Source organism: Streptosporangium sp. NPDC000239 (assembly GCF_040300765.1).
In the GTDB taxonomy this organism is placed as follows: domain Bacteria; phylum Actinomycetota; class Actinomycetes; order Streptosporangiales; family Streptosporangiaceae; genus Streptosporangium.
In genome coordinates this window covers 315386-338915 of the sequence record NZ_JBEPEI010000003.1, presented here as the reverse complement: position 1 = coordinate 338915, position 23530 = coordinate 315386, and the positions used below count along the sequence as shown (strand labels likewise).

Here is a 23530-nt window from a genome sequence, read left to right as displayed (position 1 = left end):
GCCCATCGTCACGCCCATACCTGTCAGCTCATGTCAGGATTGCGAAATCCTTTCCCGAACGCGCCGTTCCGCCCTCGGGCTACACGATGATCCGTTCGGTCGGTACGGTGAGGCTCGTTGTGAACCTCGTTGGAACGTGAACCCGGGGACGGGCGTTGGAGGAGACGTGGCCTCGATAACTCAGCGCATCAGACGGCTCCTCGAACGTCCCGGGTCGATCGACCTGGCCCCCTTCGAGCGGATCGTCGCCGCGGCGGGAAAAAGGGAGGATCGGGTTCGCGAACTCGACGAGCTGCCCGAGCCCTCGCTCGACGACCTGACCGAGTTCTGCGCCATCGTCCGGGAGGCCGCGCGGCGGACCCTGGGGCTGCGGCCGTACGACGTGCAGCTGGTCGGCATGCTCGCCATGCTCTCCGGCAACGTCGCCGAGATGGCCACCGGCGAGGGCAAGACCCTGTCGGGGGCGATGGCCGCCGCCGGATACGCCCTGCAGGGCAAGCGCGTCCACGTGATCTCGGTCAACGACTACCTGGCCCAGCGCGACGCCGAGTGGATGGGCCCGCTGTACGAGACGCTGGGCGTCTCGGTCGGCTGGATCGGCCAGACCTCGACGCACGAGGAGCGCAGGGACGCCTACGCCAAGGACGTGACCTACGGCCCGGTCAGTGAGATCGGCTTCGACGTGCTGCGCGACCGCACCCGCGTCGACGCGGCCGACCTGATCATGCCCGACCCCGAGGTCGCGCTGGTCGACGAGGCCGACTCGGTGCTGGTCGACGAGGCCAGGGTGCCGCTGGTTCTCGCCGGGGCCACCGACCCGGGCAACGCGGTCCCGGAGATGGCGGCGCTGGTCCGCCAGCTCGTCAGGGGTTACCACTACGAGCTCGACGACCAGGCGCGCAACGTGCACCTGACGAGCAAGGGCATCGACACCGTCGAGCAGGCGCTCGGGATCGACCTCTACGACACCCCGGCCACGCTGACCGAGGTCAACCTCGCCCTGCACGCGCACGCCCTGCTGGCCAAGGACGTCGACTACATCATCCGCGACGGCAAGGTGCACCTGATCAACCCGTCCCGAGGCCGGGTCGCGCTGCTGCAGCGCTGGCCGGACGGCCTGCAGGCGGCGGTCGAGGCCAAGGAGGCGCTGCCGCCCTCGGCGACCGGCGAGATCCTCGACTCGATCACCGTGCAGGGCCTGATCACCCGCTACCCGCAGCGGTGCGGCATGACCGGGACCGCGGTCGCGGTCGGCGACCAGCTCCGTGAGTTCTACGACCTCAAGGTCGCCGTGGTTCCCCCCAACCGGCCCTGCGTGCGGACCGACGCCCCCGACCGGCTCTTCGAGTACCGGATGGACAAGGACCGCGCCCTGGTCGAGGAGATCGTCGAGGTGCACGCGACCGGGCGGCCGATCCTGATCGGCACCCTGGACGTCGCCGAGTCCGAGCGCCTCTCGCTGACCCTGAGCGGCCGTGGCCTGGAGTGCGTGGTCCTCAACGCGAAGAACGACGCCGAGGAGGCCTCGATCATCGCGAAGGCCGGTGAGCGCGGCTCCATCACGGTCTCCACCCAGATGGCCGGGCGCGGCACCGACATCCGCCTCGGTGAGGGCGTCGAGGAGCTCGGCGGGCTGTACGTCATCGGTTCCGGGCGGCAGACCAGCAGCCGCCTGGACGACCAGCTCCGCGGCCGGGCCGGGCGGCAGGGCGACCCCGGCGGCTCGGTCTTCTTCGTCAGCGGCGAGGACGAACTGATCACCCACTACGTGGCCGACGAGTACGCCAGGGGCGTGCCCGACCACAGTCTCGTCGGCCACGCCCAGCGGGTCGCCGAGGGGGTGGACATGGAGATCCACCGCAACACCTGGCGCTACACCCGGCTGCTCGAACAGCACCGGGGCCAGGTGCTCGAACTCCGCGGCAAGGTCCTGCACGGCGACTCCGCGGCCCAGGCGCTGGCCTCCGCCGCCGCCGAGCGATGGTCCTCCCTTGAGGAGACGGTCGGGGAGGAGGTGCTGAAGGAGGCCGCCAGGCAGATCGTCCTCTTCCACCTCGACCGTTCGTGGGCCGACCACCTGGCCTACCTCGCCGAGCTGCGCGAGGGCATCCACCTGCGCGCGCTCGGCCGCCTCAGCCCGATCGACGAGTTCAACAAGGAGGCCAAGCCCGCCTACGAGCGGATGCTCGCCGAGGTCGAGTCGCGTTCGATCGAGACGTTCGAGGCGGCCACGATCACCGCCGACGGTCTCGACCACGAGGAGGCGGGCATCAAACGGCCGACCGCCACCTGGACCTACCTCGTCCAGGAGAACCCCTTCGGCACCGAGTGGGAGCGCATCCTCAACCGTCTGGTCACCAAGGTCCGCCGCCGCTGACACGCTTCTCCCCCGGGGGCAGTGGGTAATGGTTTTGCCAACATGCCCCCGATATCGTGTTAATTGTGACCACCACCAGCGTGTCCCGCCCAGTCGGTGAACTGCTGCGCCAGTGGCGGGAACGACGGCGGATGAGCCAGATGGACCTCGCCCTCCAGGCCGAGATCTCCACCAGGCACCTGAGCTTCGTGGAGACCGGCCGCTCGAAACCGAGCCGGGAGATGATCCTGCGCCTGGCCGAGGAGCTCGACCTGCCGCTGCGCGAGCGCAACCACCTGCTGCTGTCCGGGGGGTTCGCGCCGGTCTACTCGGAGACACCGCTCAGCTCTCCGGAGATGGCCTCGGTGCGCGAGGCCCTCGGCCAGGTGCTGAGCGGGCACGAGCCGTACCCCGCGGTGGTCGTCGACCAGCGCTGGAACGTGGTCGACCGCAACTCCGCGACCGGGCTGCTGCTGCGCGGCGTGGCCCCGGAGCTGCTCGTCCCGCCGGTCAACGTGCTGCGGCTGAGCCTGCATCCCAAGGGGATGTCCCAGCGGATCATCAACCTGGGCGAGTGGCGGGCCCACCTGCTGCACCGGTTACGCCGTCAGATCAGCCTCACCGCCGACCCGGAGCTCGGCGCCCTCTGGCGGGAGCTGGACGACTACCCCTGTGACCAGCCGGTGCCCGAGATCGACCGGCCGGGCCCCGGCCACATCGTGATCCCGCTCAGGATCCGCAGGGGCTACCGCGAACTCGCCTTCTTCAGCACGATGGCCACCTTCGGCACGCCGCTCGACATCACGGTCGCCGAGCTGGCCATCGAGGCCTACTTCCCCGCCAACCCGGAGACGGCCGCCTACCTGCAACATCAGCACCACCCGGACTGACTCCGGGGTCACGGCCCGCGACCCCGCAGGCCGGGTGCCGCGGCCCCCGGGGACCGTGGCTCTCAGGTGACGGGGGCGATCTCGGCCTCGACGAGACGGCCGTCCTCGATCCGCAGGAGGCCCACGGTGCCGTGGGGCTGGCGCCGCCGGTCGGTGGGCGAGCCGGGGTTGAAGACGCGGAAGCCGCCCTCGCTCTCGTCGAACGGGATGTGGGAGTGACCGAAGACGACGAGGTCGGCGGTGGGAAACCGGCGGCGCATCCGGGCGATCCGCCCCTTGGCCGCGCCGCTGTCGTGGATCATCGCGACCCGCAGTCCGCCGAGGTCGAGTTCGAGCGTCTCCGGCGCCCGTACGTCCGGCCCGTCGTTGTTGCCCTTGACCACGTGGACCGGGGCGTAGGCGGCCAGCTCGTCCAGGACCCCGGGGACACAGACGTCTCCCGCGTGCAGGATCAGGTCCGCGCCGCGCAAGTGCTCCGCCACCCGTGGCGGGCAGGACTTCCAGCGCCGGGGCGCGTGCGTGTCAGCGAGGACGACCACCTTCACGCCACACCCCTTCCCCCCTCTCACCCGCTTCCACCGCCGGAGGGCGGCGTTTTCCGCCCGCCTCGCCGGGCACAAACCCACCATGAGTCACAAAACGGACTATCCCGCCATAATCACTCCATGTGAGGACGGGCCACTGCTGCTCCGGGGGACGTTCACCCTGACGACTCAGGATGGAGAGGTCATCGACCCCGGCCGGGCGACGGTGGCGCTGTGCCGCTGCGGGCGTTCCTCGGCCAAACCGTTCTGCGACGGCTCGCACAAGTCCACCGGGTTCCGGGCCACGAGCGAACCCGACCTCTGAGCGCGTTCCCCGAGCCCGCGAACCGGATGCGCGGCGGTCAGCATCCGGTGCCCCGCGTAGGGGATCCCGCCGCAGAGGAACCGGGCCACCAGAGCGGGCCAGCTGCAGACGGCCCGCTCCAGCACCCACACCGGGGCGAACAACGAGGCGGTGAAGGGGAAGACCCGCCGGCCACCCGCCCGGCGGCGGCCGATCTCCGCCACCCCCACGCAGACGGCGGCTCCTGTCAGCACCGCCCCGTACCTGCGTCGCAGCAGGGCGACGGCCGACACCGGCAGCACGGCCAGGAAGAACAGCATCCGGGGCGGCTGCGCCAGGTCGTCGTAGGCCTGCCGTACGCGCTGGGACCAGAACCTCCCGGCGGAGGGCGGCAGACGGCGGACGTAGAGATCGTGCGCGCGGTGTTCGCGCCCGCCGTTGGCGCGGACCGTGCGGATGAGTTCCAGGTTCTCGAACAGCACGTCCCCGTCGTAGCCGCCCATCTTCAGGAAGGCCGACCGGCGCACCCCGAAGGTGCCCGGGTAGTCGGCGCCGAAGCCACGGTTGAGCAGCATGCGGGCGGTGTCCCAGCGGGCGTGCCAGGGCAGCGGGTCGAAGTGGTTCTGCGGCCTGACCAGGTCGCCCGTCTCCAGCAGGGTGTCCATCCTGGCCAGTTCCGCCGCGCCGTAACGGACGTCGTCGTCGGCGATGACCACGTGCTCGGCGCGGGCCAGGCGCATCCCGGTGATCACCCCGTTGACCTTGCCGTTGGCGAAGCGGAGGTCGGCGTCGGGCCGCACGTGCAGGACGAGGCCGTTCCAGCGGGCGGCGTGCCGGTCGAAGAGCGCGGGCGGGGAGCCGTCGACGACGATGACGCGGACCCGGCTCCCCAGCCACCGCAGGTAGCCGGTCAGCTCCGTCAGGCCCGAGTCATCCTCCCAGCGCAGCGGCAGCACGTAGTCCAGGTCCGTCACGGGCTCCCCACCGCCAGGCTCGCCTCGCGCAGCGACGTGGTCCCCCGGGTCCAGCGGTCCAGGACGTGCTCGGCGAAGAGGCGGTCGAGGGTCAGGGCGCAGGCGGCGCCGTACAGTATGTCGCCGGTCAGGGCGGGTTCGGTGGCGGCCAGCCCGCCGCACATGTCGTGCGCGGCGATCTGCTCGTGTACGGCGTCGGCCAGCACGTGCTCGTCGTAGAAGCGGCAGGCCGTCGCGTCGCCGCCCAGTCTCCGCAGGCCCCGGCCGTACCTGAGGTTGGGCAGCGAGGAGGTCATCTCGAAGACCGCCAGGTGCCCGAGCAGGGCACCCCGGCGCGCGCGGTGCAGGCCGAACAGCGACATGAGGTTGACGGTCGCCAGCGTGATCGCCGGCACCCGGTCGAGGTAGGCGCCGTAGGAGTCGTCCAGGTCCAGCCCGCGCATCGTGGCCCGGAACAGCTCCGAGTGCATCCGCTCCCGGCGGCCTCCGCCGTACTCGTCGGCCTGGATCTCCGCCAGGGCCGCCTTGGCGCGGCCGCACAGCCGGGGCAACGCCCAGGTGTGCGGGTCGGCCTCCTTCAGGTGGTAGATCGAGCGGTGGACGACGAACTCCCTGAACTGGTCCGGACCGGCCTTCCTCTCCAGGAACGCCGCGAGCGGCGGCCCCTCCGCCTCGGCGACCAGATCGGTCAGGGCACGGCAGACCCGCTCCGGCTCCCCGGCCGTGGGGGGCGGTACGGCCCGCGCGAGCCATTTCTCGAAGCGCCGTTCCAGCGTCCGCCTGACCGCCAGCAGCGACGGCTCCCACTCCCAGGCGTCGTCGACCTCCTCGAACCCCTGGTAGTGCAGCTCGTAACAGGTGAAGAGCGCGAGTTGCAGGTCCTCGTCGTCCTCCACGCCGAGGGACGGCGGGTCGAACGGGTGGGGCGGGCGGGTGAGCCGTTCGAAGAGCACCGTGGTGACGGGGCCTCGCGGCGCGGGCAGCCGCATCACGGCCTCCCCGGGGACGAGCGGTAGACCGAGACGTGCGAGCGGCTGTCGTCGGTGTAGGGAGAGCCGTCCCAGCCGGCCCAGCGGTGCTCACGTTCCAGGCCGGCGAGCAGCCCCATCAGGTCGAGCTCTGCGGGCCAGGCGTAGCGGTGGTTGGCGGGCAGCAACCTCAGTCCGTCGGAGGTCAGGTTGACCTTCGTCGTGTACATCATCTGGTCGGCGGCCGACAGCCGCGCCGCCTCGACCAGCACCCTCTCCTCGCTCAGCGACAGCAGACGCAACGCCGTGCCGTCCCTGAACGCCCCGGGATCGGGGACCCACGCCTCGACCACGAACCGGCCCCCCGGGCGCAGGTGGGCGGCCGCGTTGCGGAAGCAGGCGACCTGCGCCTCCTGCGAGGGCAACGCGAAGATCGTGTTGATCGCCAGGACGACCAGGCCGAACTCGCCCTCGACCCGGGTCGTGGCGAAGTCTCCCAGCGTCACCGGGACACGGTCACCGCCGGGCTTGGCACGTAACCGCCGCACCATCTCCGCCGAGCCGTCCACGCCCGCGACGACCAGTCCCCGCGCCGCGAGCGGCAGCGCCAGCCGTCCCGTGCCGACGCCGAACTCCAGGACCGGCCCCCCGTCGGCGAGTTCCGCCAGCCGGTTCACCGCGGACTCGGTGTCGGGAATGGTCGTCCCGTAGACGCCGTCGTAGACGTCGGCGACGGCACGGCCGTACGCGGACGGATCGAACATCTGCGCCATGGGACCCCCGTTCCCTCGCCTAGAGGCTGCCCCCTCTTTGACCTGGGAAAACGACAGGCCGGACCTCGGGGTCCCCAAGGTCCGGCCTCGTGGCGTGGCGGATCAGACGGGTTCGACCGGGACGGGGAAGCGTTCCCAGACCCGGTGCCCGCCCAGCAGGCGGACGACCTCCGCCAGCACCGCCTCGCCGCCGTCCCCGACGACAACGCCGGGCGCCGCCGGATCGATCCCGGCGGCGGTGAGCGCCTGTACGGCGTCCGCCCAGCCGCCGATCGGCTTGGCGTGCCGGAACGCCTCACCGAGCATGAGCAGCACCCGCGGGTCGGTGGGCGCCCCCGCGGTGCCGTTCCCGGCCTTGGCGTCCCTGGCGCCGTCCGCGTCCTTGCCCCGCGCCGGGGTTCCGGCCAGCAGCAGGGCGTCGAACTCGACGGACCTGGCGGTGACGAACGTGCGCTGCACCGTTACGGGGCCGTCGCCGTCCGCGCCGAACACGCCACCGGCCGGGGCGATGACCAGCGGCACCATGCCGCCGTCCAGGACCGCCTGGCGGACGGCCTCGACCGTCGCCAGGTCGCCGTGGCCGTCGGCGACGATGCCGATGATCCGGCCGGTGGTCGGCCAGGTCCTGCCCACCTGGGACAGGGCCGGGCTCGGATCGACGGCCGGCAGGGAGTTGACCGGTTTCGGAACGGGCAGGCCGAGGCCCTGCGCCACCTGCTCGCACAGGTAGGGGTCGATCTCGGCGAGAACACGCAGGTTGCGCTCCTTGATCGCCTGCTCGTAGACCTTGCCGAGCTCGAAGGTGTAGGCGGCGATGACGTGCTCGCGTTCGACCGGGCTCAGGCTCAGCCAGAACAGGCGAGGCTGGCTGAAGTGGTCGGCGAACGACGCCGGAGCCTCACGCACCTTCCGTGCCGCGGCCACCCGAACGGGCGTCTCCACGTATCCCCCCTCGTGCGCCCCCGCGAAGAAGGGGCAGCCGCCGTCCAGCGAGTTCGGCTTGTACGGCGCCACGCCCGCGTGCACGGCGTCCTGGTGGAAGCCGTCGCGCAGCATGTCGTTGACGGGGGCGTGCGTGCGGTTGATCGGGATCTGCCCGAAGTTGGGACCGCCCAGCCGGGTGATCTGCGTGTCCAGGTAGGAGAACAGCCGCCCGGCGAGCAGCGGGTCGTCGGTGACGTCGATGCCGGGCACCAGGTGACCGACGTGGAAGGCGACCTGTTCGGTCTCGGCGAAGTAGTTCACCGGGTTGGCGTTGAGGGTGAGCAGGCCGATCGGCTGGACCGGCGCCAGTTCCTCAGGGACGATCTTCGTCGGGTCCAGCAGGTCGATGCCCTCGAACGTCTGCTCCGGGGTGTCGGGGAGGACCTGGATGCCCAGCTCCCACTGCGGGTGGGCACCGGCCTCGATCGCGTCGGCGAGGTCACGCCGGTGGAAGTCCGGGTCGGCGCCGCCGATCAGCTGCGCCTCCTCCCACACCAGGGAGTGCACTCCGGCCTTGGGCTTCCAGTGGAACTTCACCAGCGTCGTCGCCCCCTCCTCGTCGACCAGCCGGAAGGTGTGGACGCCGAAACCCTCCATGGTCCGGTAGGAGCGGGGGATGCCACGGTCGGACATGTTCCACAGCGTGTGGTGGGTGGCCTCGGTGTGCAGGGAGACGAAGTCCCAGAACGTGTCGTGCGCGCTCTGCGCCTGGGGGATCTCCCGGTCCGGATGCGGCTTGGCCGCGTGGATGACGTCGGGGAACTTGATCGCGTCCTGGATGAAGAACACCGGGATGTTGTTGCCGACCAGGTCGAAGACGCCCTCGTCGGTGTAGAACTTCGTGGCGAAGCCCCGGGTGTCGCGCACCGTGTCGGCCGAGCCCCTCGATCCGAGGACCGTGGAGAACCGCACGAAGACCGGCGTCTCGACGTCCTTGGCGAGGAAGGCGGCCCTGGTCACCGAGGCCGCGGTGCCGTACGACCGGAAGACGCCGTGCGCGGCGGCGCCGCGGGCGTGCACGACGCGCTCGGGGATGCGCTCGTGGTCGAATTGCATGACCTTCTCGCGCAGGTGGTGGTCCTGCAGCAGCACCGGCCCTCGGGGACCGGCCTTGAGCGAGTGGTCGGTGTCGGCCAGGCGCAGCCCCTGGGCCGTGGTGAGGCGGTCACCGCCCTGTGCCCGCTCCTCGGGCGTCACGTCCTCTTCCTGTCCGGTGGGGCTGTACGGGTCGGGGCCGCGCTGGTCGGGCTTGGGCCTGAGCGGCCCCCTGGGCTCGGTCGGCTCGTCGACCGACGGCGGCTCGCTTCCCGGGCGGCCGGGAATCTCCGCTGAATGGTCTGACAGTTTGTCAGTGATCTTGTCAATGACACCCTTGACCGGGTTGGACTTCTCCATCGTTCTCTCCTTGAGCTGCGGTGGCGGTTCCTCGGGTGAGGACCAGGCGCCGGTCGGGCCGCGGAGACCCGGTGGCGGTACGCCATACCCCTGTTCGGGTGCTCAAAGCGACGACACTCGGGAAGACGGAAAAATCCTGACAGAACCATTCAGGGAAAGGCCCCTCCGAGTTCTCGGAGGGGCCTTTCCCCTGCTGTCACCGGAGCAGCTTGGCGATCTCCGGGTCGACGGCGTCCGCGACGGTGATCTTCCGGTCGATGAGGCCGTTGGCGTGGAAGAGGTCGGCGGCGCGCTGCTGCTCGGCGACGAACTCCTCGGTCACCGGGTGCAGCCCGAAGGGACGCTTGCGCAGGGCGTTCTCCCAGTGGTCGAGGTCACCGCCGTCGTCGGCGGCGAACAGCCCGGCCGCCTCACGATGGTTCTCGGTGATCCAGGCGTCGGACTCCTGCAGGGCCGCGACGATCGCGGCGAGCTGCTCGGGGTGCTTCTCGGCGAAGTCACGCCGGGTGAACCAGAGCGAACGGTGGCTGAACAGCCCGTCGGTGGCGACCAGCTCACGGACCGGCGCCTGCGCCTCGACCTTGCTGAGCGAGGGGTAGGAGCCGACCCAGGCGTCGACCTCCCCGTTGAGGAACAACTCGCCCGCGTCCACCCCGGCGTCGACGGGGACGATGTCCTTCCAGGTCAGCCCGGCCTTGTCGAGGGCGAACAGCAGCAACGTCGTCTGCCAGGAGCCGTGCCCGAGCGCGACCCTCCTACCCTTCAGGTCCGCAAGGGAGGTGATCGGGGAGTCCTCCTTCACCACCAGCCTGCCGTTCTCGTGACGGGAGCCGGAGACGGCCACGTAGACCACGTCGTGGCCCTTGCCCTGGGCGGTGACCGGCGGCGTCGAACCGGTGCCGATGAAGTCGTAGCCGCCGTCGAAGAGGTGGTCGCCGTGGACCGAGGGCAGGCCCTTGGTCGGGTCCGTCCTGTCACCGGCCGGGAGGTCGCGCAGGTCGACCCACTCGACGTCGGGGATCGCGCGCTCCAGAATGCCCCGGTGACGCAGGACCCACAGCGAGTTGTTGTGCGGGAAGTAGCCGACGCGGACGCTCATGAGGGTGTTCCTTCCAGTAGGGGTGATGCGACGCGGAGGTCACGGCCACGCAGCAGCGGCAGAACGTTCTCGCCGACGCGGTAGGCCTCCTCCAGATGGGGCACGCCGGCGAGGATGAACGCGCCGACGCCAAGATTGACCAGTTCGTCGAGCCGTTCCGCGACCTGCTCGTAGCTGCCGACGAGCCCGAAGGCGGGCCCGCCCCGCAGCAGGTGGAAGCCGCCCCACACGTTGGGGGTGACCTCAAGGTCGCGGTGGCCGTTGACCGCGCCGGTGACGAACGACTGGCTGCGCTGCCAGCCGATGGAGTCGCCGGTCGCGCCGCGGAGCACCGACGGGTCGATGTTGTCCCAGCCTCTGCGGATCTCCTCCCAGGCCTCCTCCTCGGTCTCGCGGGCGAGCACGTCGATGCGGACGGCGAACTTGGGTGTGCGGTCGCTGTTGGCCCTGACCTGGTCGAACTTCTCGCTCAACGCGTGGAAGGGCTCCAGCCACGACAGGTAGTAGTCCGCGTGCCGCCCGGCGGCGTCGATGGCCGCCTTCGACGACCCGGAGAAGTAGATCTCGGGGAACGGCTGCCCGGTCAGCTCCTCGGGCAGCCCGGCGCCCCTGACCCGGTAGAAACGTCCCTCGAAGTCGTACGGCCCGCCGTCCCAGACGCCCCTGAGCACGTCGAGGAACTCCGAGGTCCGCGCGTAGCGGTCGTCGTGGGCGACCTTGTCGCCCCACCAGAGCTGGTCGGGGCCGCCGCCACCGGAGATGACGTTGTAGACGACCCGCCCGCCCGTCGCGCGCTGGAGGCTCGCCGACATGCGCGCGGCCTGCACCGGGTGGAGGAAGCCCGGCTGGAAGGCGATCATGAACCGGTAGGTCGTCGTCTCCCTGGCCAGCGTCGCCGCCGTCGCCCACGGGTCGTCGGTGTTGGGGAAGGAGGGCAGCAGCCCGCCGACGAAGCCGGAGACCTCGGAGGCCCTGGCGACGTCCCCCATGTGCTCGACGTAGCTGTAGCCGTCACGCCGCCCGTCCCGCACTCCCGGGGCCAGGCTGCCCGGCACGACCGGGGCCCACTCCCCCCGGCTGGCGACCCTCCTGCGCAGCGAGGGCTGGTCGCCGTGCGTGCCGATCCGCCAGTAGATGTCAACGGACATGGCTGTTCTCCTTGACCAGCAGCGGCAGCAGCCGCTCCCCGAGCCGATAGGTCTCCTCGACGTACGGCGTCGCCTCAAGGACGAAGGCGCCGATCCCCCGGTCCGCGTAGTCCCTGATCCCGGCCGCCACGCTCTCGTAGGAGCCGACGAGGCCGGGGCCGGGGAAGCCGTTCCACAGCCGGGTCTCCGGGTCGGGTTCGGGCAGGGTGTCCTCGGTGCCGCCGCCGCGCAGCCACAGGCGGCGTGCCGCCCGCCAGGCCTCGGCGTCGTCGTCGCGGGCCAGCACCGGGAGGCGCAGGCCGTAGGTGACGCCCTGGAGGCCGGAGGCCTCGAAGTCGTCGCCGGGGTCGAAGACGTGCACGTCGGCGTGGCGCGCGGACAGTTCGAGGGCCTGCGGAGAGGTCCCCGACAGGTGGACCCTGGGGAAGGCCCTGCCGGCGAGCGGCGACAGGAAGCCTCCGGCGAGCACCTGGTAGAAACGTCCCTCGTAGCCGTAGCCCTCCTGCGTCCAGACCCCCTTGGCGACGGTGAGGAACTCCTCGGCCCGCGCGTAGCGGTCCGCCCCTTCGAGGAAGTCGCCCTGCGCCCTGGCGACCTCGGGGTCGAGGTCGACGACGACCCGCCAGTCGAGCCGGTCGCCGGAGAAGCGCTGCAGCGAGGCCGAGACCTTGGCGGCGTAGACGGGGGTCGCGACGCCGGGGTGGAACCCGGCGGCGACCCGCAGCCAGCGGCTCTGCCTGAGCAGGCTCCCCGCGGCGACCAGCGACTCCTCGCCTCGGGGGTCGAAGGGCAGCAGCGCGCCGTCGAAGGCCGCCAGCTCCGCGGCCCTGCCCGCCTGCAGCAGGTGGTCGAACGGGCCGAAGGGCGCCCTGGGGTCGGTGACGAAGCCCGGCAGGTCGGCCCTGGCCCCGCGCCCGCCGTTGTCGCGGGTCGGCAGTGTGATCAGGAACGTGGTCATCGGACCGCCAGCCGTTCCCCGATGAACGCGCCGCCGAACCGGGCCGTCACCTCGCCGGGCGCGTCCGTCCAAAGGCCGTCGGAGCGCCGCCCGGCGAGCAGTTCCCGCGCCGCGGCCAGTGGCTCGTGGGCCGTCCAGGCGTCGAGGTCGACGTCGGCGGCGAGGAAGCCGTGCAGCAGCAGGAAGTCCTTCTGCCGCCCCAGCAGCGTGAGCCGCTCCGGCGACAGGTCCGGGTGGAGGCCACGGTGGAAGTCGCCCCGGTAGGCGGTGGCGACGCCGTCCGCCTCCGAGCGGGTCTCCGCGGCCAGGATGCCGCGTACGGCCTCCAGGTTGTCCGCCGCCCAGTCCGCGGCCCGCAGCGTCTGGGCCAGGAAGGCGACGACCAGGTCCGGGTGCTCGGCGAGCAGGTCCTCGTGCACGGTGATGGGCCTGGGGGTGCCGTTGTTGACGCGGGTACGGCGGTCCTCCGCGGCGTCCAGGTCGACGGCGACGACGGCGCCGATCTCCCTGGCCTGGTCGGCGGAGCGGGCGCCCTTGACGTAGATCGCGTCGACCTCGCCCGCGGCCAGTTCCTCGATGCCCGGCCAGGACCAGGCCCGTTCCGCGGCGCCCCGCCCGACGTCGGACCTCGGCTGGCCGACCTCGACGAACGTCACGTCGTCGAAGCCGAGCCCGGCCTGGGACAGCGCCCCCTTGAACCCGTGCAGCGCCATCGCCCTGGGGAAGCTCCTGGCGCGCGTCTCGGCCCACCTCGGCAGCGCGACGCGGGCACCGCGCAGCCCGGCCGCGTCGGTGATCCCCGAGTCGGGGCGGACCAGGATCGACTGCCACTCCTCGATCCAGGTCAGCCCGATCAGGCGGGTCGGGGCCCCCTCCGAGCGGGCGGCCAGCGCGGGGACGTTCCCGCCCTCCCGGAACAGCCCGAGGAGCCGGTGGTCGAAGTGGTGTTCCGACAGCTCGGGGCCCGCGTCCTGCAGGACGCCGACCTCGCCGAACTCCTCGTCGAGCCAGCCCAGGTTGTAGGCCAGCCCGCTCGCGGTGGGAACCGGGCAACGGGTGAACCAGATCTTGTCGATCGCGGACATGCGAGTCCTCCGTACTGTTCTTCGGGTGGTCAGTGCGCGGCGGCGGCGACGCCGAGATGGGACAGGAACAGCCGCCGGTGGGCGAGGAACGCCGGGTCGTTGCGGTCACGCGGATGGGGCAGGTCGATCGGCTGCTCGACCGCGAAGGCGCCGTCCCGCAGCACCACGACCCGGTCCGCCAGCCGTACGGCCTCGTCGACGTCGTGGGTGACGAGCACGACGGCGGGCCGGTGCCGTTCGCACAGCTCGGCGACCAGTTCCTGCATCTGCAGGCGGGTCAGCGCGTCGAGCGCGGCGAACGGCTCGTCGAGCAGCAGCAGCTCCGGGTCGCGGACCAGGGCCCTGGCCAGGGCGACCCGCTGCGCCTCCCCGCCGGACAGGGTCGCGGGCCACGCCCCGCCGTACCCGGCGAGGCCGACCTCCTCAAGCGCGGCGAGCCCGGCCTCGCGCGCCGACCTGGGCAGCCCGAGGACGACGTTGGCGAGCACCCTGCGGGCCTGGACCAGGCGCGGCTCCTGGTAGACGGTCGTACGGCGCCGCGGCGCCAGGACGGTTCCCGAGTCGGGGAGTTCGAGACCGGCCAGGATGCGCAGCAGCGTGGTCTTTCCCGTGCCGCTCGGCCCGAGCAGGACGAAGAACTCCCCCCGCCCGATCTCCAGGTCGATCCCGTCCAGGACGGTCTTGGCGCCGAAGGCCTTGCGCAGCCCCCTGATGTCCACGGCGGTGGTGCTCATCGGGCCGTCACCTGCCCGCGCCAGGGCATGGCGACCCGTTCGACGGCCCGGATGACCAGGTCGATCAGCAGGCCCAGCACGGCGTAGATCACGACGCACAGGACCATGTAGTCGGTGCGGTAGTACTGCTGGGCGAGCGTGACGAGGTAGCCGATCCCCTCGGTCGCGCCGATCTGCTCGGCCGCGATCAGGCCGGTGAGCGAGACCGAGAGGCACACGCGCAGGGCCATCAGGACGCTGGGCAGCGCGGTCGGGATGATCACGCCGAAGGCGAGTCCCGCCCCGGTGAGCCCGAAGCCCCTGGCGGCCTCGACGACCTTCCGGTCCACGCCGCGGACGCCGAGATAGGTGTAGGCGTACATGGGGCCGGCCGCGGCGACCGCGATCAGGACCACCTTGAACGTCTCCTCGACGCCGAACCAGGAGATGAACAGCGGGACCAGGGCCAGGAACGGCACGGCCCGCTTCATCTGCATGGTCGGATCGACCAGTTCCTCCCCCAGGACGGACAGTCCGGCGACCACGCCGAGCAGGAGGCCGACGCCCCCACCGGCCAGCACGCCGAGCCCGGCCCGCCGTGCGGAGGCGAGCAGGTAGTCGCCGAGCTGCCCGGTGGCGGCCAGCTCGCCGAGCGCCCCGACGACGGCTCCCGGTCCGGCGAGGATCTCCGGGGAGATGAGGCCACCGGCCGTGCCGTACCACCAGGCGGCCAGCAGTACCAGCGGGACCAGCAGGCGCAGCGGGACGGACAGCCCGGGGGCGCGTCTGCGGGAGCCCAGGTAGCGGGGCGGTTCGAGCGGGGACAGCCGTGTGGCCGTGGGGATCTTCTCCAGCGTCATGACGCGGGCTTGAGGTCGAAGATCACGGCTTTGGGGTCGATCGCGCCCGGCAGCACGCCGTACCTCTGGAAGACCGAGGCCACGTCGGCCACGTAGGAGGCGTCGGCGGGGGTGGCGAAGCGCGGCACGTTGGCGTACCGGGACTTGGCGTTCTCCTCCTCAAGACGGGCGCCGGACAGGGCGGTCGGTCCCTGGGTGAGGAAGACGTTCTGGAATTTACCCGGGTCGCGCCTGGCCTCCTCGGTGAGCTCCTGCAGGACCTTGAGGTAGACCCGGACGACCTCGGGGTGCTCGGTGAGCAGTTCGGTCCTGGCGGCCTGCATGTTCAGGTCCTTGTCCGGCAGGTCACGGCCGTGCACGACGACCCGCGCCCCCTTGGCGACCGCCTCGGGGTAGGCCCGCACGATCGCCCACCAGGCGTCGACCTTGCCGGTGGCGAAGGCGGAGGCGCCCTGGTCGGGGTTGAGGTAGACCCGTTTGACCTGGTCGGCGGGGATCCCGGCCTCCTGGAGGGCGAGCAGCAGGAGGTACTCCCCACGTCCGCCCTTGTTGACGGCGACCTGCTTGCCGACCAGGTCCTTGACGGTCCTGATGGGGCTGTCCGGCCTGACGACGAGGCCGTCGGTCTGCGGCGCGGCGGCGTCGGTCTCCGGGTCGGTGAAGGCGAAGATCTTGATGTCCTTGCTGCTGACGAGGTAGCCGAGGACCGGGGAGATCGCCCCTTCGAGCACGTTGATCGAGCCGGAGCGGACGGCGTCCACGGTGGCCGTGAAGGAGGCGTAGGAGCCGCCCCACTCCACCTTCGCCCCGACCTCGGCCAGCCGCCTCTCCAGGATTCCCTCCTTCTTGGCCACCGCCAGCGGTCCCGCGTTGCCCGGGTCCTTGATCCTGAGTACGGCTCCGCCGTCCTTGCCCGCCGGGTTCCCGGCGGCCGCGACCGCCGTACCTCCCGAGCCGGTTCCCCCGCAGGCGGCGGTGAGGGCGGTGAGTGACAGCGCCGCGAGCACGAGCGCGGCGCGCGTCCGTGGAGGAGATGTCCGCATGATGACTGGCCCCTTTGGAAGGTCGAGAAGACGAGAAAGGTCGGGATATGGGGAGACACACGTGTCCGGCGCACGGGAACGGCGGCCCTCGGACATACGGGCGTGGGCGCACGGAGACGGGAGGAGGAGAGGTCGACAGGCTCAACGTGGAGGACGGAGCGCGTCACGGACAGAGGCTGCTGTCCAGGCGCATGAGATCGACGACCCGCCGGAGGGTCAGGGGTACTCGCGACACATTTCCTATATTTCAGGTAGGTTTAATCCACGTCAACCCGTATCCCACATCATGGGATCGGAAATGTCATGACTTCCAGCCTCCTGATGCCAGGATCTCGATCATCAAGGCGCGGAGGCCACATCATGGGAAGCCAAGCTCCCGCCGGGCCGGAGGCATCGGCCGAGGTCAGCGGAGAGCCCGTAGAGTTACGGGCCCATGGGAGCAGGAGGATCATGACCGTGCGACGTTCCACCGACGACCTCGCCGACCACCGCAGCCGCGTGCGGGGCAGCCTGCTCGGCGGTGCCCTGGGTGACGCGCTCGGCGCGCCCGTCGAGTTCGACTCGATCACCGACATCCGGGGCCGGTACGGCTTCGCGGGGGTGACCGGCCTGGTCCCCGACCACCGCGGCAGGATCGGCCTGGTCACCGACGACACGCAGATGACGCTGTTCACCGTCGAGGGCCTGATCCGCGGCGGAGACGTCCCCGCCGTACGGCACGCCTACCTGCGCTGGCTGGACACCCAGCGGTACCCGGCGCCCCAGCGGGACCGGCCGCACGGAACGGGCCGGCTGCGGGAGCAGGGCTGGCTCTACGCGCGGCGGGCCCCGGGCAACGCGTGCCTGTCCGGCCTCACGTACGGCCCCGCGGCCCCGGCGCCCTTCGGCGAGCCGGGACCGGTCAACCCCGGCTCGAAGGGCTGCGGCACGGTCATGCGCTCGGCCCCCTTCGGGTACGGCGCGCCGGACGCCCGGCACGCCTTCGAACTCGCGGCCCGGTGCGCGCAGATCACCCACGGCCATCCGACCGGCTATCTCGCGGCGGGCGCCTTCGCCGCCATGATCCATCTCGCGCTGGCCGGTGAGCCGCTGGCCCAGGCCGTACGGGGGGCCGCCGACCTGCTGACGGACTACCCCTCCCACGAGGAGACGAGCCTGGCCCTGCGCGCCGCCGTCCGCCTCGCCGCCCAGGGTGACCCGAGCCCGGAACGAGTCGAGTCGCTCGGCGGGGCCTGGGTCGCCGAGGAGGCGCTGGCCATCGCGGTCTACTGCGCGCTGGCCCACCCCTGGCCGGGCGAACTGCGGCAGGCGCTGCTGCTCGCGGTCAACCACTCCGGCGACAGCGACTCGACCGGCGCCGTCTGCGGAAACCTCCTGGGCGCCCTGCACGGGCAGCGGGCCCTGCCCGCCGACTGGCTCGCCGACCTCGAAGGCCGCGAGACCATCACCGAAATCGCCGACGACTTCGCGGCCTGGACGGCCGGGGAGCCCCCGGTGAACGACTCCTGGGCGGAGCGGTATCCCCTCGACTGACACGGTCGCCTGAAAAAAGCCATCCATCTTACCCATCCGGCGGGATTTCTGCCGGGCCGTCAGGAAAAGCCATCGGCGAGGTCCATTGCGAGTCCGAATGGATCATGTGAAACTCGGGGGACGTTGGGGAGATCGACGAATCGAGGGCATCATGTCTCGTCCTTGGGAGGCCGATCCGCGCGCCGAGCTACGCAGGCGCCTCGGCAGTTCACCACTGGAACTCGGCAACACGACCGCGAGCCCGGACTGCCCGGACATCTGGGAACTCTCCAACGGGGACATCGCCGTGATCGGCCGCGACCTCACCGAGGCCTACCTGAACCGGCTCCCCGAAGGGGTGAGCCTCTCGCGTGACGAGCGCCTCGTGGTGATTCCCCGGAACCAGCTCATCTCCGCAAAACGGGATATACCAGATGATTGATGATATAAGCACATATAAAGCGGAGACCCTGAGCGCAGAAGAGTATATTTCGGATTTCTGGCCATATTTTCAGGAGATCGAAGGGGTTTTCTGGAAGCTCGAATACCGCCAGTCGTTCCGGGAGCCACGCAACCCCAGCTGGCAGGCCCTGGACCGGGGAGACTGGGACGAGGCGCTGCGCATCATCGACGAGACCCGTGACGAGATCCAGGGTCCCGTCCTCGACGCCCCCGGGTTCCCGATGCGCCGCCTGCGTGTCGTGCGGCGGCCGTACACGCCCTATCTGCGCTGGGAGCTGTACTTCATCCGGCTGAGGGCACAGGCGGGAGAACTCATCCGCGTCCTGGACGCCGGGGAGCTGGGCGAGAGCCGCGACCTGCCCGAGCTGGTCATCCTGGGATCCTCGGTCATGTACGAGGTCGTCTACGACGAGGGCGGTACGCTCAGCGGCGCCCGTAAGATCGCCGACCCCGGTCTGATCGAGGCCTGCACGCGCGAACTTGAGGACCTCTACGCGCGCGGCGAGGACCTGCTGCCCTTCCTCGACCGGGAGCGTCAGGCGCTTCCTCCCCTGTTACCGACCACGGGCAGAAAGCTCGGGTAGTGCGCGGCGGCCCCCTGTTCAACCGACTCGCCGGAGGCGGGCGCCGCTTCCTTCTCGTCGCACTGCTCTTCCTTCTGGTTCTGGCGGTACCCGGTTTCGTGGTGATATCTCCCTTCTTCCTCACCCTGCTCAACGACCAGGGCGCCGACTGGAGCAGGCTGAGCGACATCGGCCAGACCTACGGGGCGGCCTCGGCCGTCCTGGCCGTCTTCGCCCTCATGGGGGTGACGGCCTCGCTGATCCTGCAGGCCCGCGAGGCCAAGGCGGGCCGCGAGCAGACGCTGCGCGCCCTGCACACCGACCTCATGCGGATGGCCATGGACGACCCGCTCTACCGGGCCTGCTGGGGGACGTTCTTCACCTCCCAGGACGCGGACGAGCAGCGCGCCCACATGTACGTCAACATGATCGTCAACCACTGGCTGATGATGTGGGAACTGCGCGCCATCACCGAGGCGCACCTGCGGTCGGTCGCGGCGGTCGTGCTGGCCGGCCCCATGGGGTGGCGGTTCTGGACCGACGCCAGGAGACGCCGCCTGGTGAGCGCGGGCACCCGCAGGGAACGACGTTTCAACCGCATCCTCGACGAGGTCTACCGTACGGTCCCCGCCCCGGCCGCCCGCCGCCCCGAGCCTCCCAGACGGCCTTCCCGGTTCCCCCGGCTTCCCCGGCGTCACCCGGACGCCCGTGCCGTACGGGGCGGGCTGCTGTTCCTCGCGCTGCTGGCCGCCGTGGCCTCCGCCGTACGGCGTCTCAGGGCGCCCCGCGCGCGACCGGATGACGTCTGAACATCCGGCACGAAGGACACAACCCGTCATTACGGCGATTCTCCGTGTCACCGTAACGATCACGCCTTTCTTCCTTTGACAGATCCGCCGTATGCCGAAATGATCACGCTTTTCGGCGGCGTGCACCGGGTCCATCGGACCGGCGGGCGGCGCCCAGCGTCATCGAGGAGGGGACGTCGAGTGTCCGTGACGGACCAGGAGCTTGCCGCCGAGCTTCGCGAGCTTGCCGATCACCCCCACCTGGCGGCCCGCCAGGACCAGCTGTACGACCTCGCCGAGGCGGTCGTCGACCCCGGCGAGGCGGAACGCTGGTGTGAGATCGACCTGTTCGCCGCCTTCTCCCCCGAAGACACCATCCTCACCGACGCCGGGCAGGAGCGCGGACGGCGGTTCGGGCTGGGCGCCGCGGTCGGCCCCGCCCTGGTCTTCGTGCCGATCTTCATCACCTGGCTCGGACTGATGATGGCCACGGGCGCCTACGGCGACGTCCTCGACGAGGGAGGCCCGGAGGCGGCCCGCCGCCCCTTCCTTGAGATGTGGCAGCAGGGCTTCGACGGCAGGCTGCCCGAGTTCTTCAAGTTCGACAACATCGCGCTGTGCACCCTCGCGGCGATCTTCTGCCTCATCCTCTGGACGGTCCTGGAGAACGTCACGAAGAACAGGAAGGAGGAGAACGCGGAACGCGACCTGGCCGCCCTGCGCGTACGGCTGCGCGCCGCGCTGACCCGGGCGAGCCTCCTGCTCGGCGCCGTACGGCTGTCCTCCCCCGCCCGCTTCGGCACCGAACTGAGCAAGACGGCGGCCGACATCGGCTCCGTCGGCACGATGGCGCGCAAGGTGCACACCGAACTGGTCGAGGCGCTCACCCTGACCCTGGAGGCCACCAGGAAGACCACCGACGCGCTGACCGCGAGCGCGCTCGACGTGCGCGACGGCGTCGAACTCCTCGGCAGGCAGCTGGCGGCCGTCAACAGCACCTGCGACGACCTCACCACGGTCGTCGCGCGGGCCTCGGCCATGATCGACAGCGCGGGCACCAAGACCGGCCAGGCCGTGGCCAAGGCGGGCAACCAGCTCTCGACGACCATCTCGCAGACCACCCTCGACATGCGGCGCTCGTTCAACGACGAGCTCGTCCGCTCCATGCGTTCGGTGCAGGGAACCGTCTCGGGCCTGGACAGCCGGATCGACAAGCTGGTCGACGCCACCAAGAGCATCGGCTACGCGGTCGACCGCGCCGCCCTGTCGATCGACGCGGTCGGCTCCTCGACGGAGAAGGCCGTCGACCTCCTCGGGGAGCGGGTCAACGACACCCTCCTCGGCACGACCGAGGAGTTCCGCCGCACCTTCGGCGGCACCGGCGCCGAGATCAGGGAGGCCCTCGAAGGCTGGTCGGCCACCACCGAGACCCGTCTGTCCCGCGTCGAACGCCTGGCCGCCCGCGCGGGCGCTCGTTCGGACGCTCGTTCGGACGACGACTACCGCGACGGCTCTCGTGTCGGCGGTACCGACGGCTCCCGGGTGAGCGGTGCCGAGGGCTCCCGGGTGGGCGGTGCCGACGGCTCTCGTGTGAGCGGTACCGAGGGCGACCAGGACGTCCGGCGGGTCCGGTGACCCCCCGCCGCAGGACCTCGACCTCGACTCTGCTGGCGGGCTGGCTCTTCGCCGACCTGCTGCTCGGCGTCACGATCATCATGCTGGGCGCCCAGTCCCCCGCCGCTCCGTCCCAGGCCGCCGCGGAGACCCGCCCCACGGCAGGGGCTCAGGCGTCGGCGGACACTCGGGCTTCGGCCGCCTCCCAGAGCGCGGGGAAGCCCGAGACCGCCGGACCCCAGGACACCGGCACCGGTTCTCAGGACGACGAGAAGCCTCGGGCCACCACGGAGCCCCAGCCCACCACGGAATCACAGCCCTCCACGGAGGCTCCGTCCTCCACGGCCCCCCGGCCTTCCGAGGGGGCGAGTCCCACGGTCACGGGCACCGCCCGTCCACTGCGGGACACCGTCCGGGCCCTGCCGACCCCCACCCCCACGCCCGACCGGCCCTCACCGGACGCCACCGTGCCCACCACTGTGCCCACCACCAAGCCTCGCTCCCCCCGCAAACCCACTCCGTCCCCCTGTGTCAGCCGCCTCGGGGACGTCCAGGCGAAGCCGATCACGATCTCCTTCCAGCTCTCCCCGGGCATGCGTGACGAGGCGCTCGCCGTACAGGTCAGGCAGGAGTTGCTGCGGCACCGCGACCAGCTGGCCGGACGGCACGCCGGCATGGTGCTGACCTTCGGCGCCGACGGCGGCGCGGACAACGGCGTCCGGCTGGCCACCCGGGTCAACACGGCCATCCGCGAGACCTACCCGCGCATCTTCGGCGCCGCCGTGACCCGCAACTTCCACGACCTCGCCGCCCCTCCCGGCTCGATCTCCATGGAGATCTACCTCATGACCTACAGCTGCTCCCCGGTGTCCGGCTCCTAGATGGACCGGGACGAGCTGGAGCTGCTGTCGGTGAGCCTGATCGAACAAGGCGCCGGAGAAAGAGGACCGGCCGCTCTGATCGCCGCCCTCAAGAGAGACGGCCGCTCGATGGTGGAGTCCATATACCTCGTCTCCAAAGTGCTCTCCCTTTCCCTCGCGGACGCCAAAACGTCAGTGGTGACCAGCCCGTCCTGGTCGAGGGAGAACAGGGAACACGAGAGGTTCCACGAAAAGCTGATCGAGGTGTTCGAGGGTGAGGAACAGCCTCATGCCGACCGCTGATCCCCTAGCGTCTAGACCGTGACGACCTCTGGGATCATGCGAGGCGTGGAAAAGGGAGCCCCTGACGTGGACGACGTCCTGGAGCGAGGGCCGATCGGTCGCTGGCGTACGGCCTGCGGTACGGCGGCCGTGCTGGTCGGCGAGGAGGTGGTGTTCGCCCCGGACGGCACGGGCGTGCTCCACACCCGTTCGGTGGCCTTCGGCGCGGAGACCCTGGAGTTCCGCTGGCGCATGCTGGGCCGGGCACGCCTGTGGATCGAGTCCGAGGACACGCCGATCCCTCTGGAGTTCCGCTCTCACGAGACGGACACCGGCCGGCGGACGGTCCTGGCGGAAGCCGGTCAGGACGGCTTCTGGATTCTCCTCGACCCTCTGGAGTGGGTCGGCGACGCCTGAGGCGGCCCGTCCACCGTACGGGCCCTACGCGCGTTCGACCGCTCGCCGTACGGATCTGATGCGCGTCCGGCTGTTCACCACCTGCCGTACGGGCCTGACACGTTCGGCTGTCAGTTACCTGCCGTGTGGGTCGGAGGCGTTGAGCGTCTCGACGACCTGGTCGTAGTCGCCGCGCGCCTCGCCGTAGCGCAGGAACTTCACCCGCTCGACCTGGATCTCCCTGGCGTCCGGCTGGTCCCTGAACAGGGTGACGACCTCCGTCACGAACTCGTCGAGCGGCATCGCGAAGTCGCTGTCCTCCTGGCCGGGCAGCAGGGCCGTACGGACGGCCGGCGGTTCGAGCTCCACGACCTTCACGTTCGTGTCGGCCAGCTGCAGCCTGATCGACTCGCTGAGCATGTGGATCGCGGCCTTTGAGGCGTTGTAGCTGGGTGTGGCCCGAAGCGGCGCGAACGCCAGGCCCGAGGAGACGGTGACGATGGTGGCGTCCGGCTGCTCCCTCAGGTGCTCGACGAAGGCGGCGATGAGACGGATCGGGCCGAGCACGTTGGTGGTGATGATCTCCTCCGCCGAGGCGAGGAACGTCTCCGGCCGGTGCCAGTCCTCGACGCGCATGATCCCGGCCATGGTGATCAGGACGTTGAGATCCGGGTGCCCGGCCAGCACCTCCTTGGCGGCGGACTCGATGCTCGCGGGGTCTGCCGTGTCGATCCGTACGGTGTCGACGCCCGGATGCTCGGCGGCGATCCGTTCGAGCAGCTCCACGCGCCTGCCACCGACGATGACCTTGTTCCCCCTGGCCTCCAGTTCGAGGGCGAGAGCCAGGCCGATGCCACTCGTCGAGCCCGGGATGAAGACGGTGTTCCCTGAGATGTTCATACGTCCAGCCTGCTCCGGCGCCTCCCTCGTGTGCAGGGAACCCCCCATCGGGGGATCGGCGATCCCTGGTTCACGGCCC

The 23530-nt window shown here is 70.8% G+C and carries 23 protein-coding genes and 1 pseudogene; 11 read left to right on the top strand and 13 right to left on the bottom strand.

What is annotated here, in order from left to right:
- The first annotated feature begins 166 nt into the window (after positions 1-166).
- A complete protein-coding gene (secA2, locus tag ABT340_RS10675; RefSeq protein WP_502992475.1) occupies positions 167-2377 on the top strand; it encodes an accessory Sec system translocase SecA2 in 2211 nt (736 codons plus the stop codon).
- Positions 2378-2442: 65 nt separating this feature from the next.
- Positions 2443-3246: a helix-turn-helix domain-containing protein gene (locus tag ABT340_RS10670; protein ID WP_352010458.1), complete on the top strand. Its 804-nt coding sequence runs from the start codon at positions 2443-2445 to the stop codon at positions 3244-3246.
- Between the two features lie 62 nt (positions 3247-3308).
- Here ABT340_RS10670 and ABT340_RS10665 read toward each other — a convergent pair whose 3' ends face one another.
- Positions 3309-3791, bottom strand: a complete 483-nt coding sequence (locus ABT340_RS10665) for a metallophosphoesterase family protein (protein WP_352010457.1) — start codon at positions 3789-3791, stop codon at positions 3309-3311.
- 82 nt (positions 3792-3873) lie between these two features.
- Here ABT340_RS10665 and ABT340_RS10660 point away from each other — a divergent pair.
- Positions 3874-3996, top strand: a pseudogene (locus ABT340_RS10660) (hypothetical protein); the annotation flags it as partial.
- Here ABT340_RS10660 and ABT340_RS10655 read toward each other — a convergent pair.
- The 11 genes from ABT340_RS10655 to ABT340_RS10605 all read right to left on the bottom strand — a co-directional run bounded on the left by ABT340_RS10655 (position 3960) and on the right by ABT340_RS10605 (position 16074).
- A complete protein-coding gene (locus ABT340_RS10655) occupies positions 3960-5048 on the bottom strand; it encodes a glycosyltransferase family 2 protein (RefSeq protein ID WP_352010456.1) in 1089 nt (362 codons plus the stop codon). The pseudogene ABT340_RS10660 and the gene ABT340_RS10655 overlap by 37 nt on opposite strands.
- Positions 5045-6037 (bottom strand): iron-containing redox enzyme family protein, encoded by a 993-nt coding sequence (locus ABT340_RS10650; protein WP_352010455.1) that lies wholly within the window; start codon positions 6035-6037, stop codon positions 5045-5047. Before ABT340_RS10650 ends, ABT340_RS10655 begins: the two co-directional genes overlap by 4 nt.
- Positions 6037-6780 carry a class I SAM-dependent DNA methyltransferase gene (locus tag ABT340_RS10645; protein ID WP_352010454.1) on the bottom strand — a complete coding sequence of 248 codons (744 nt, stop codon included), beginning with the start codon at positions 6778-6780 and terminating at the stop codon, positions 6037-6039. The genes ABT340_RS10650 and ABT340_RS10645 overlap by 1 nt, the downstream gene beginning before the upstream one ends.
- A gap of 111 nt (positions 6781-6891) precedes the next feature.
- Positions 6892-9168 (bottom strand): catalase, encoded by a 2277-nt coding sequence (locus tag ABT340_RS10640; RefSeq protein ID WP_352010453.1) that lies wholly within the window; start codon positions 9166-9168, stop codon positions 6892-6894.
- Positions 9169-9364: 196 nt separating this feature from the next.
- Positions 9365-10267: an aliphatic sulfonate ABC transporter substrate-binding protein gene (locus ABT340_RS10635; RefSeq protein ID WP_352010452.1), complete on the bottom strand. Its 903-nt coding sequence runs from the start codon at positions 10265-10267 to the stop codon at positions 9365-9367.
- On the bottom strand, positions 10264-11415 hold the full coding sequence (locus tag ABT340_RS10630; protein WP_352010451.1) for an LLM class flavin-dependent oxidoreductase: 1152 nt from the start codon (positions 11413-11415) through the stop codon (positions 10264-10266). The genes ABT340_RS10635 and ABT340_RS10630 overlap by 4 nt, the downstream gene beginning before the upstream one ends.
- Entirely contained in the window at positions 11405-12373 is a 969-nt protein-coding gene (locus ABT340_RS10625) for an LLM class flavin-dependent oxidoreductase (protein WP_352010450.1), read from the bottom strand. Before ABT340_RS10625 ends, ABT340_RS10630 begins: the two co-directional genes overlap by 11 nt.
- A complete protein-coding gene (locus ABT340_RS10620; RefSeq protein WP_352010449.1) occupies positions 12370-13458 on the bottom strand; it encodes an ABC transporter substrate-binding protein in 1089 nt (362 codons plus the stop codon). Before ABT340_RS10620 ends, ABT340_RS10625 begins: the two co-directional genes overlap by 4 nt.
- Positions 13459-13487: 29 nt before the next feature.
- Positions 13488-14192, bottom strand: coding sequence for an ABC transporter ATP-binding protein (locus tag ABT340_RS10615; RefSeq protein WP_352010448.1), 705 nt, complete (start codon positions 14190-14192; stop codon positions 13488-13490).
- A complete protein-coding gene (locus ABT340_RS10610) occupies positions 14189-15031 on the bottom strand; it encodes an ABC transporter permease (protein WP_352010447.1) in 843 nt (280 codons plus the stop codon). The genes ABT340_RS10615 and ABT340_RS10610 overlap by 4 nt, the downstream gene beginning before the upstream one ends.
- The gene (locus ABT340_RS10605) at positions 15028-16074 is read right to left on the bottom strand and encodes an ABC transporter substrate-binding protein (RefSeq protein ID WP_352010446.1); all 1047 of its coding nucleotides are present in this window, start codon (positions 16072-16074) and stop codon (positions 15028-15030) included. Before ABT340_RS10605 ends, ABT340_RS10610 begins: the two co-directional genes overlap by 4 nt.
- 450 nt (positions 16075-16524) lie before the next feature.
- Here ABT340_RS10605 and ABT340_RS10600 point away from each other — a divergent pair, with 450 nt between their 5' ends.
- The 8 genes from ABT340_RS10600 to ABT340_RS10565 all read left to right on the top strand — a co-directional run bounded on the left by ABT340_RS10600 (position 16525) and on the right by ABT340_RS10565 (position 22572).
- Positions 16525-17607: an ADP-ribosylglycohydrolase family protein gene (locus tag ABT340_RS10600; RefSeq protein ID WP_352010445.1), complete on the top strand. Its 1083-nt coding sequence runs from the start codon at positions 16525-16527 to the stop codon at positions 17605-17607.
- 151 nt (positions 17608-17758) lie between these two features.
- On the top strand, positions 17759-18028 hold the full coding sequence (locus tag ABT340_RS10595) for a hypothetical protein (RefSeq protein ID WP_352010444.1): 270 nt from the start codon (positions 17759-17761) through the stop codon (positions 18026-18028).
- Positions 18021-18632: a DUF6879 family protein gene (locus tag ABT340_RS10590; RefSeq protein ID WP_352010443.1), complete on the top strand. Its 612-nt coding sequence runs from the start codon at positions 18021-18023 to the stop codon at positions 18630-18632. Before ABT340_RS10595 ends, ABT340_RS10590 begins: the two co-directional genes overlap by 8 nt.
- Positions 18632-19420, top strand: a complete 789-nt coding sequence (locus tag ABT340_RS10585) for a DUF6082 family protein (protein WP_352010442.1) — start codon at positions 18632-18634, stop codon at positions 19418-19420. Before ABT340_RS10590 ends, ABT340_RS10585 begins: the two co-directional genes overlap by 1 nt.
- Positions 19421-19600: 180 nt before the next feature.
- Entirely contained in the window at positions 19601-21034 is a 1434-nt protein-coding gene (locus tag ABT340_RS10580) for a hypothetical protein (RefSeq protein ID WP_352010441.1), read from the top strand.
- Entirely contained in the window at positions 21031-21894 is an 864-nt protein-coding gene (locus ABT340_RS10575) for a hypothetical protein (RefSeq protein WP_352010440.1), read from the top strand. Before ABT340_RS10580 ends, ABT340_RS10575 begins: the two co-directional genes overlap by 4 nt.
- Complete coding sequence (locus tag ABT340_RS10570; RefSeq protein ID WP_352010439.1) at positions 21895-22176, top strand: hypothetical protein; 282 nt, start codon at positions 21895-21897, stop codon at positions 22174-22176.
- A gap of 45 nt (positions 22177-22221) precedes the next feature.
- Positions 22222-22572: a hypothetical protein gene (locus ABT340_RS10565; protein WP_352010438.1), complete on the top strand. Its 351-nt coding sequence runs from the start codon at positions 22222-22224 to the stop codon at positions 22570-22572.
- 114 nt (positions 22573-22686) lie between these two features.
- Here the strand turns inward: ABT340_RS10565 and ABT340_RS10560 are convergent, their stop codons facing one another.
- Complete coding sequence (locus ABT340_RS10560) at positions 22687-23451, bottom strand: SDR family oxidoreductase (RefSeq protein WP_352010437.1); 765 nt, start codon at positions 23449-23451, stop codon at positions 22687-22689.
- Positions 23452-23530: the final 79 nt, after the last annotated feature.

Bases quoted from the DNA above. Each gene is read 5' to 3' on its own strand.
- ABT340_RS10650 (WP_352010455.1), bottom strand. From the start codon at position 6,037: ATGCGGCTGCCCGCGCCGCGAGGCCCCGTCACCACGGTGCTCTTCGAA.
- ABT340_RS10645 (WP_352010454.1), bottom strand. From the start codon at position 6,780: ATGTTCGATCCGTCCGCGTACGGCCGTGCCGTCGCCGACGTCTACGAC.
- ABT340_RS10640 (WP_352010453.1), bottom strand. From the start codon at position 9,168: ATGGAGAAGTCCAACCCGGTCAAGGGTGTCATTGACAAGATCACTGAC.
- ABT340_RS10635 (WP_352010452.1), bottom strand. From the start codon at position 10,267: ATGAGCGTCCGCGTCGGCTACTTCCCGCACAACAACTCGCTGTGGGTC.
- ABT340_RS10630 (WP_352010451.1), bottom strand. From the start codon at position 11,415: ATGTCCGTTGACATCTACTGGCGGATCGGCACGCACGGCGACCAGCCC.
- ABT340_RS10625 (WP_352010450.1), bottom strand. From the start codon at position 12,373: ATGACCACGTTCCTGATCACACTGCCGACCCGCGACAACGGCGGGCGC.
- ABT340_RS10620 (WP_352010449.1), bottom strand. From the start codon at position 13,458: ATGTCCGCGATCGACAAGATCTGGTTCACCCGTTGCCCGGTTCCCACC.
- ABT340_RS10615 (WP_352010448.1), bottom strand. From the start codon at position 14,192: ATGAGCACCACCGCCGTGGACATCAGGGGGCTGCGCAAGGCCTTCGGC.
- ABT340_RS10610 (WP_352010447.1), bottom strand. From the start codon at position 15,031: ATGACGCTGGAGAAGATCCCCACGGCCACACGGCTGTCCCCGCTCGAA.
- ABT340_RS10605 (WP_352010446.1), bottom strand. From the start codon at position 16,074: ATGCGGACATCTCCTCCACGGACGCGCGCCGCGCTCGTGCTCGCGGCG.
- ABT340_RS10600 (WP_352010445.1), top strand. From the start codon at position 16,525: ATGACCGTGCGACGTTCCACCGACGACCTCGCCGACCACCGCAGCCGC.
- ABT340_RS10595 (WP_352010444.1), top strand. From the start codon at position 17,759: ATGTCTCGTCCTTGGGAGGCCGATCCGCGCGCCGAGCTACGCAGGCGC.
- ABT340_RS10590 (WP_352010443.1), top strand. From the start codon at position 18,021: ATGATTGATGATATAAGCACATATAAAGCGGAGACCCTGAGCGCAGAA.
- ABT340_RS10570 (WP_352010439.1), top strand. From the start codon at position 21,895: ATGGACCGGGACGAGCTGGAGCTGCTGTCGGTGAGCCTGATCGAACAA.
- ABT340_RS10560 (WP_352010437.1), bottom strand. From the start codon at position 23,451: ATGAACATCTCAGGGAACACCGTCTTCATCCCGGGCTCGACGAGTGGC.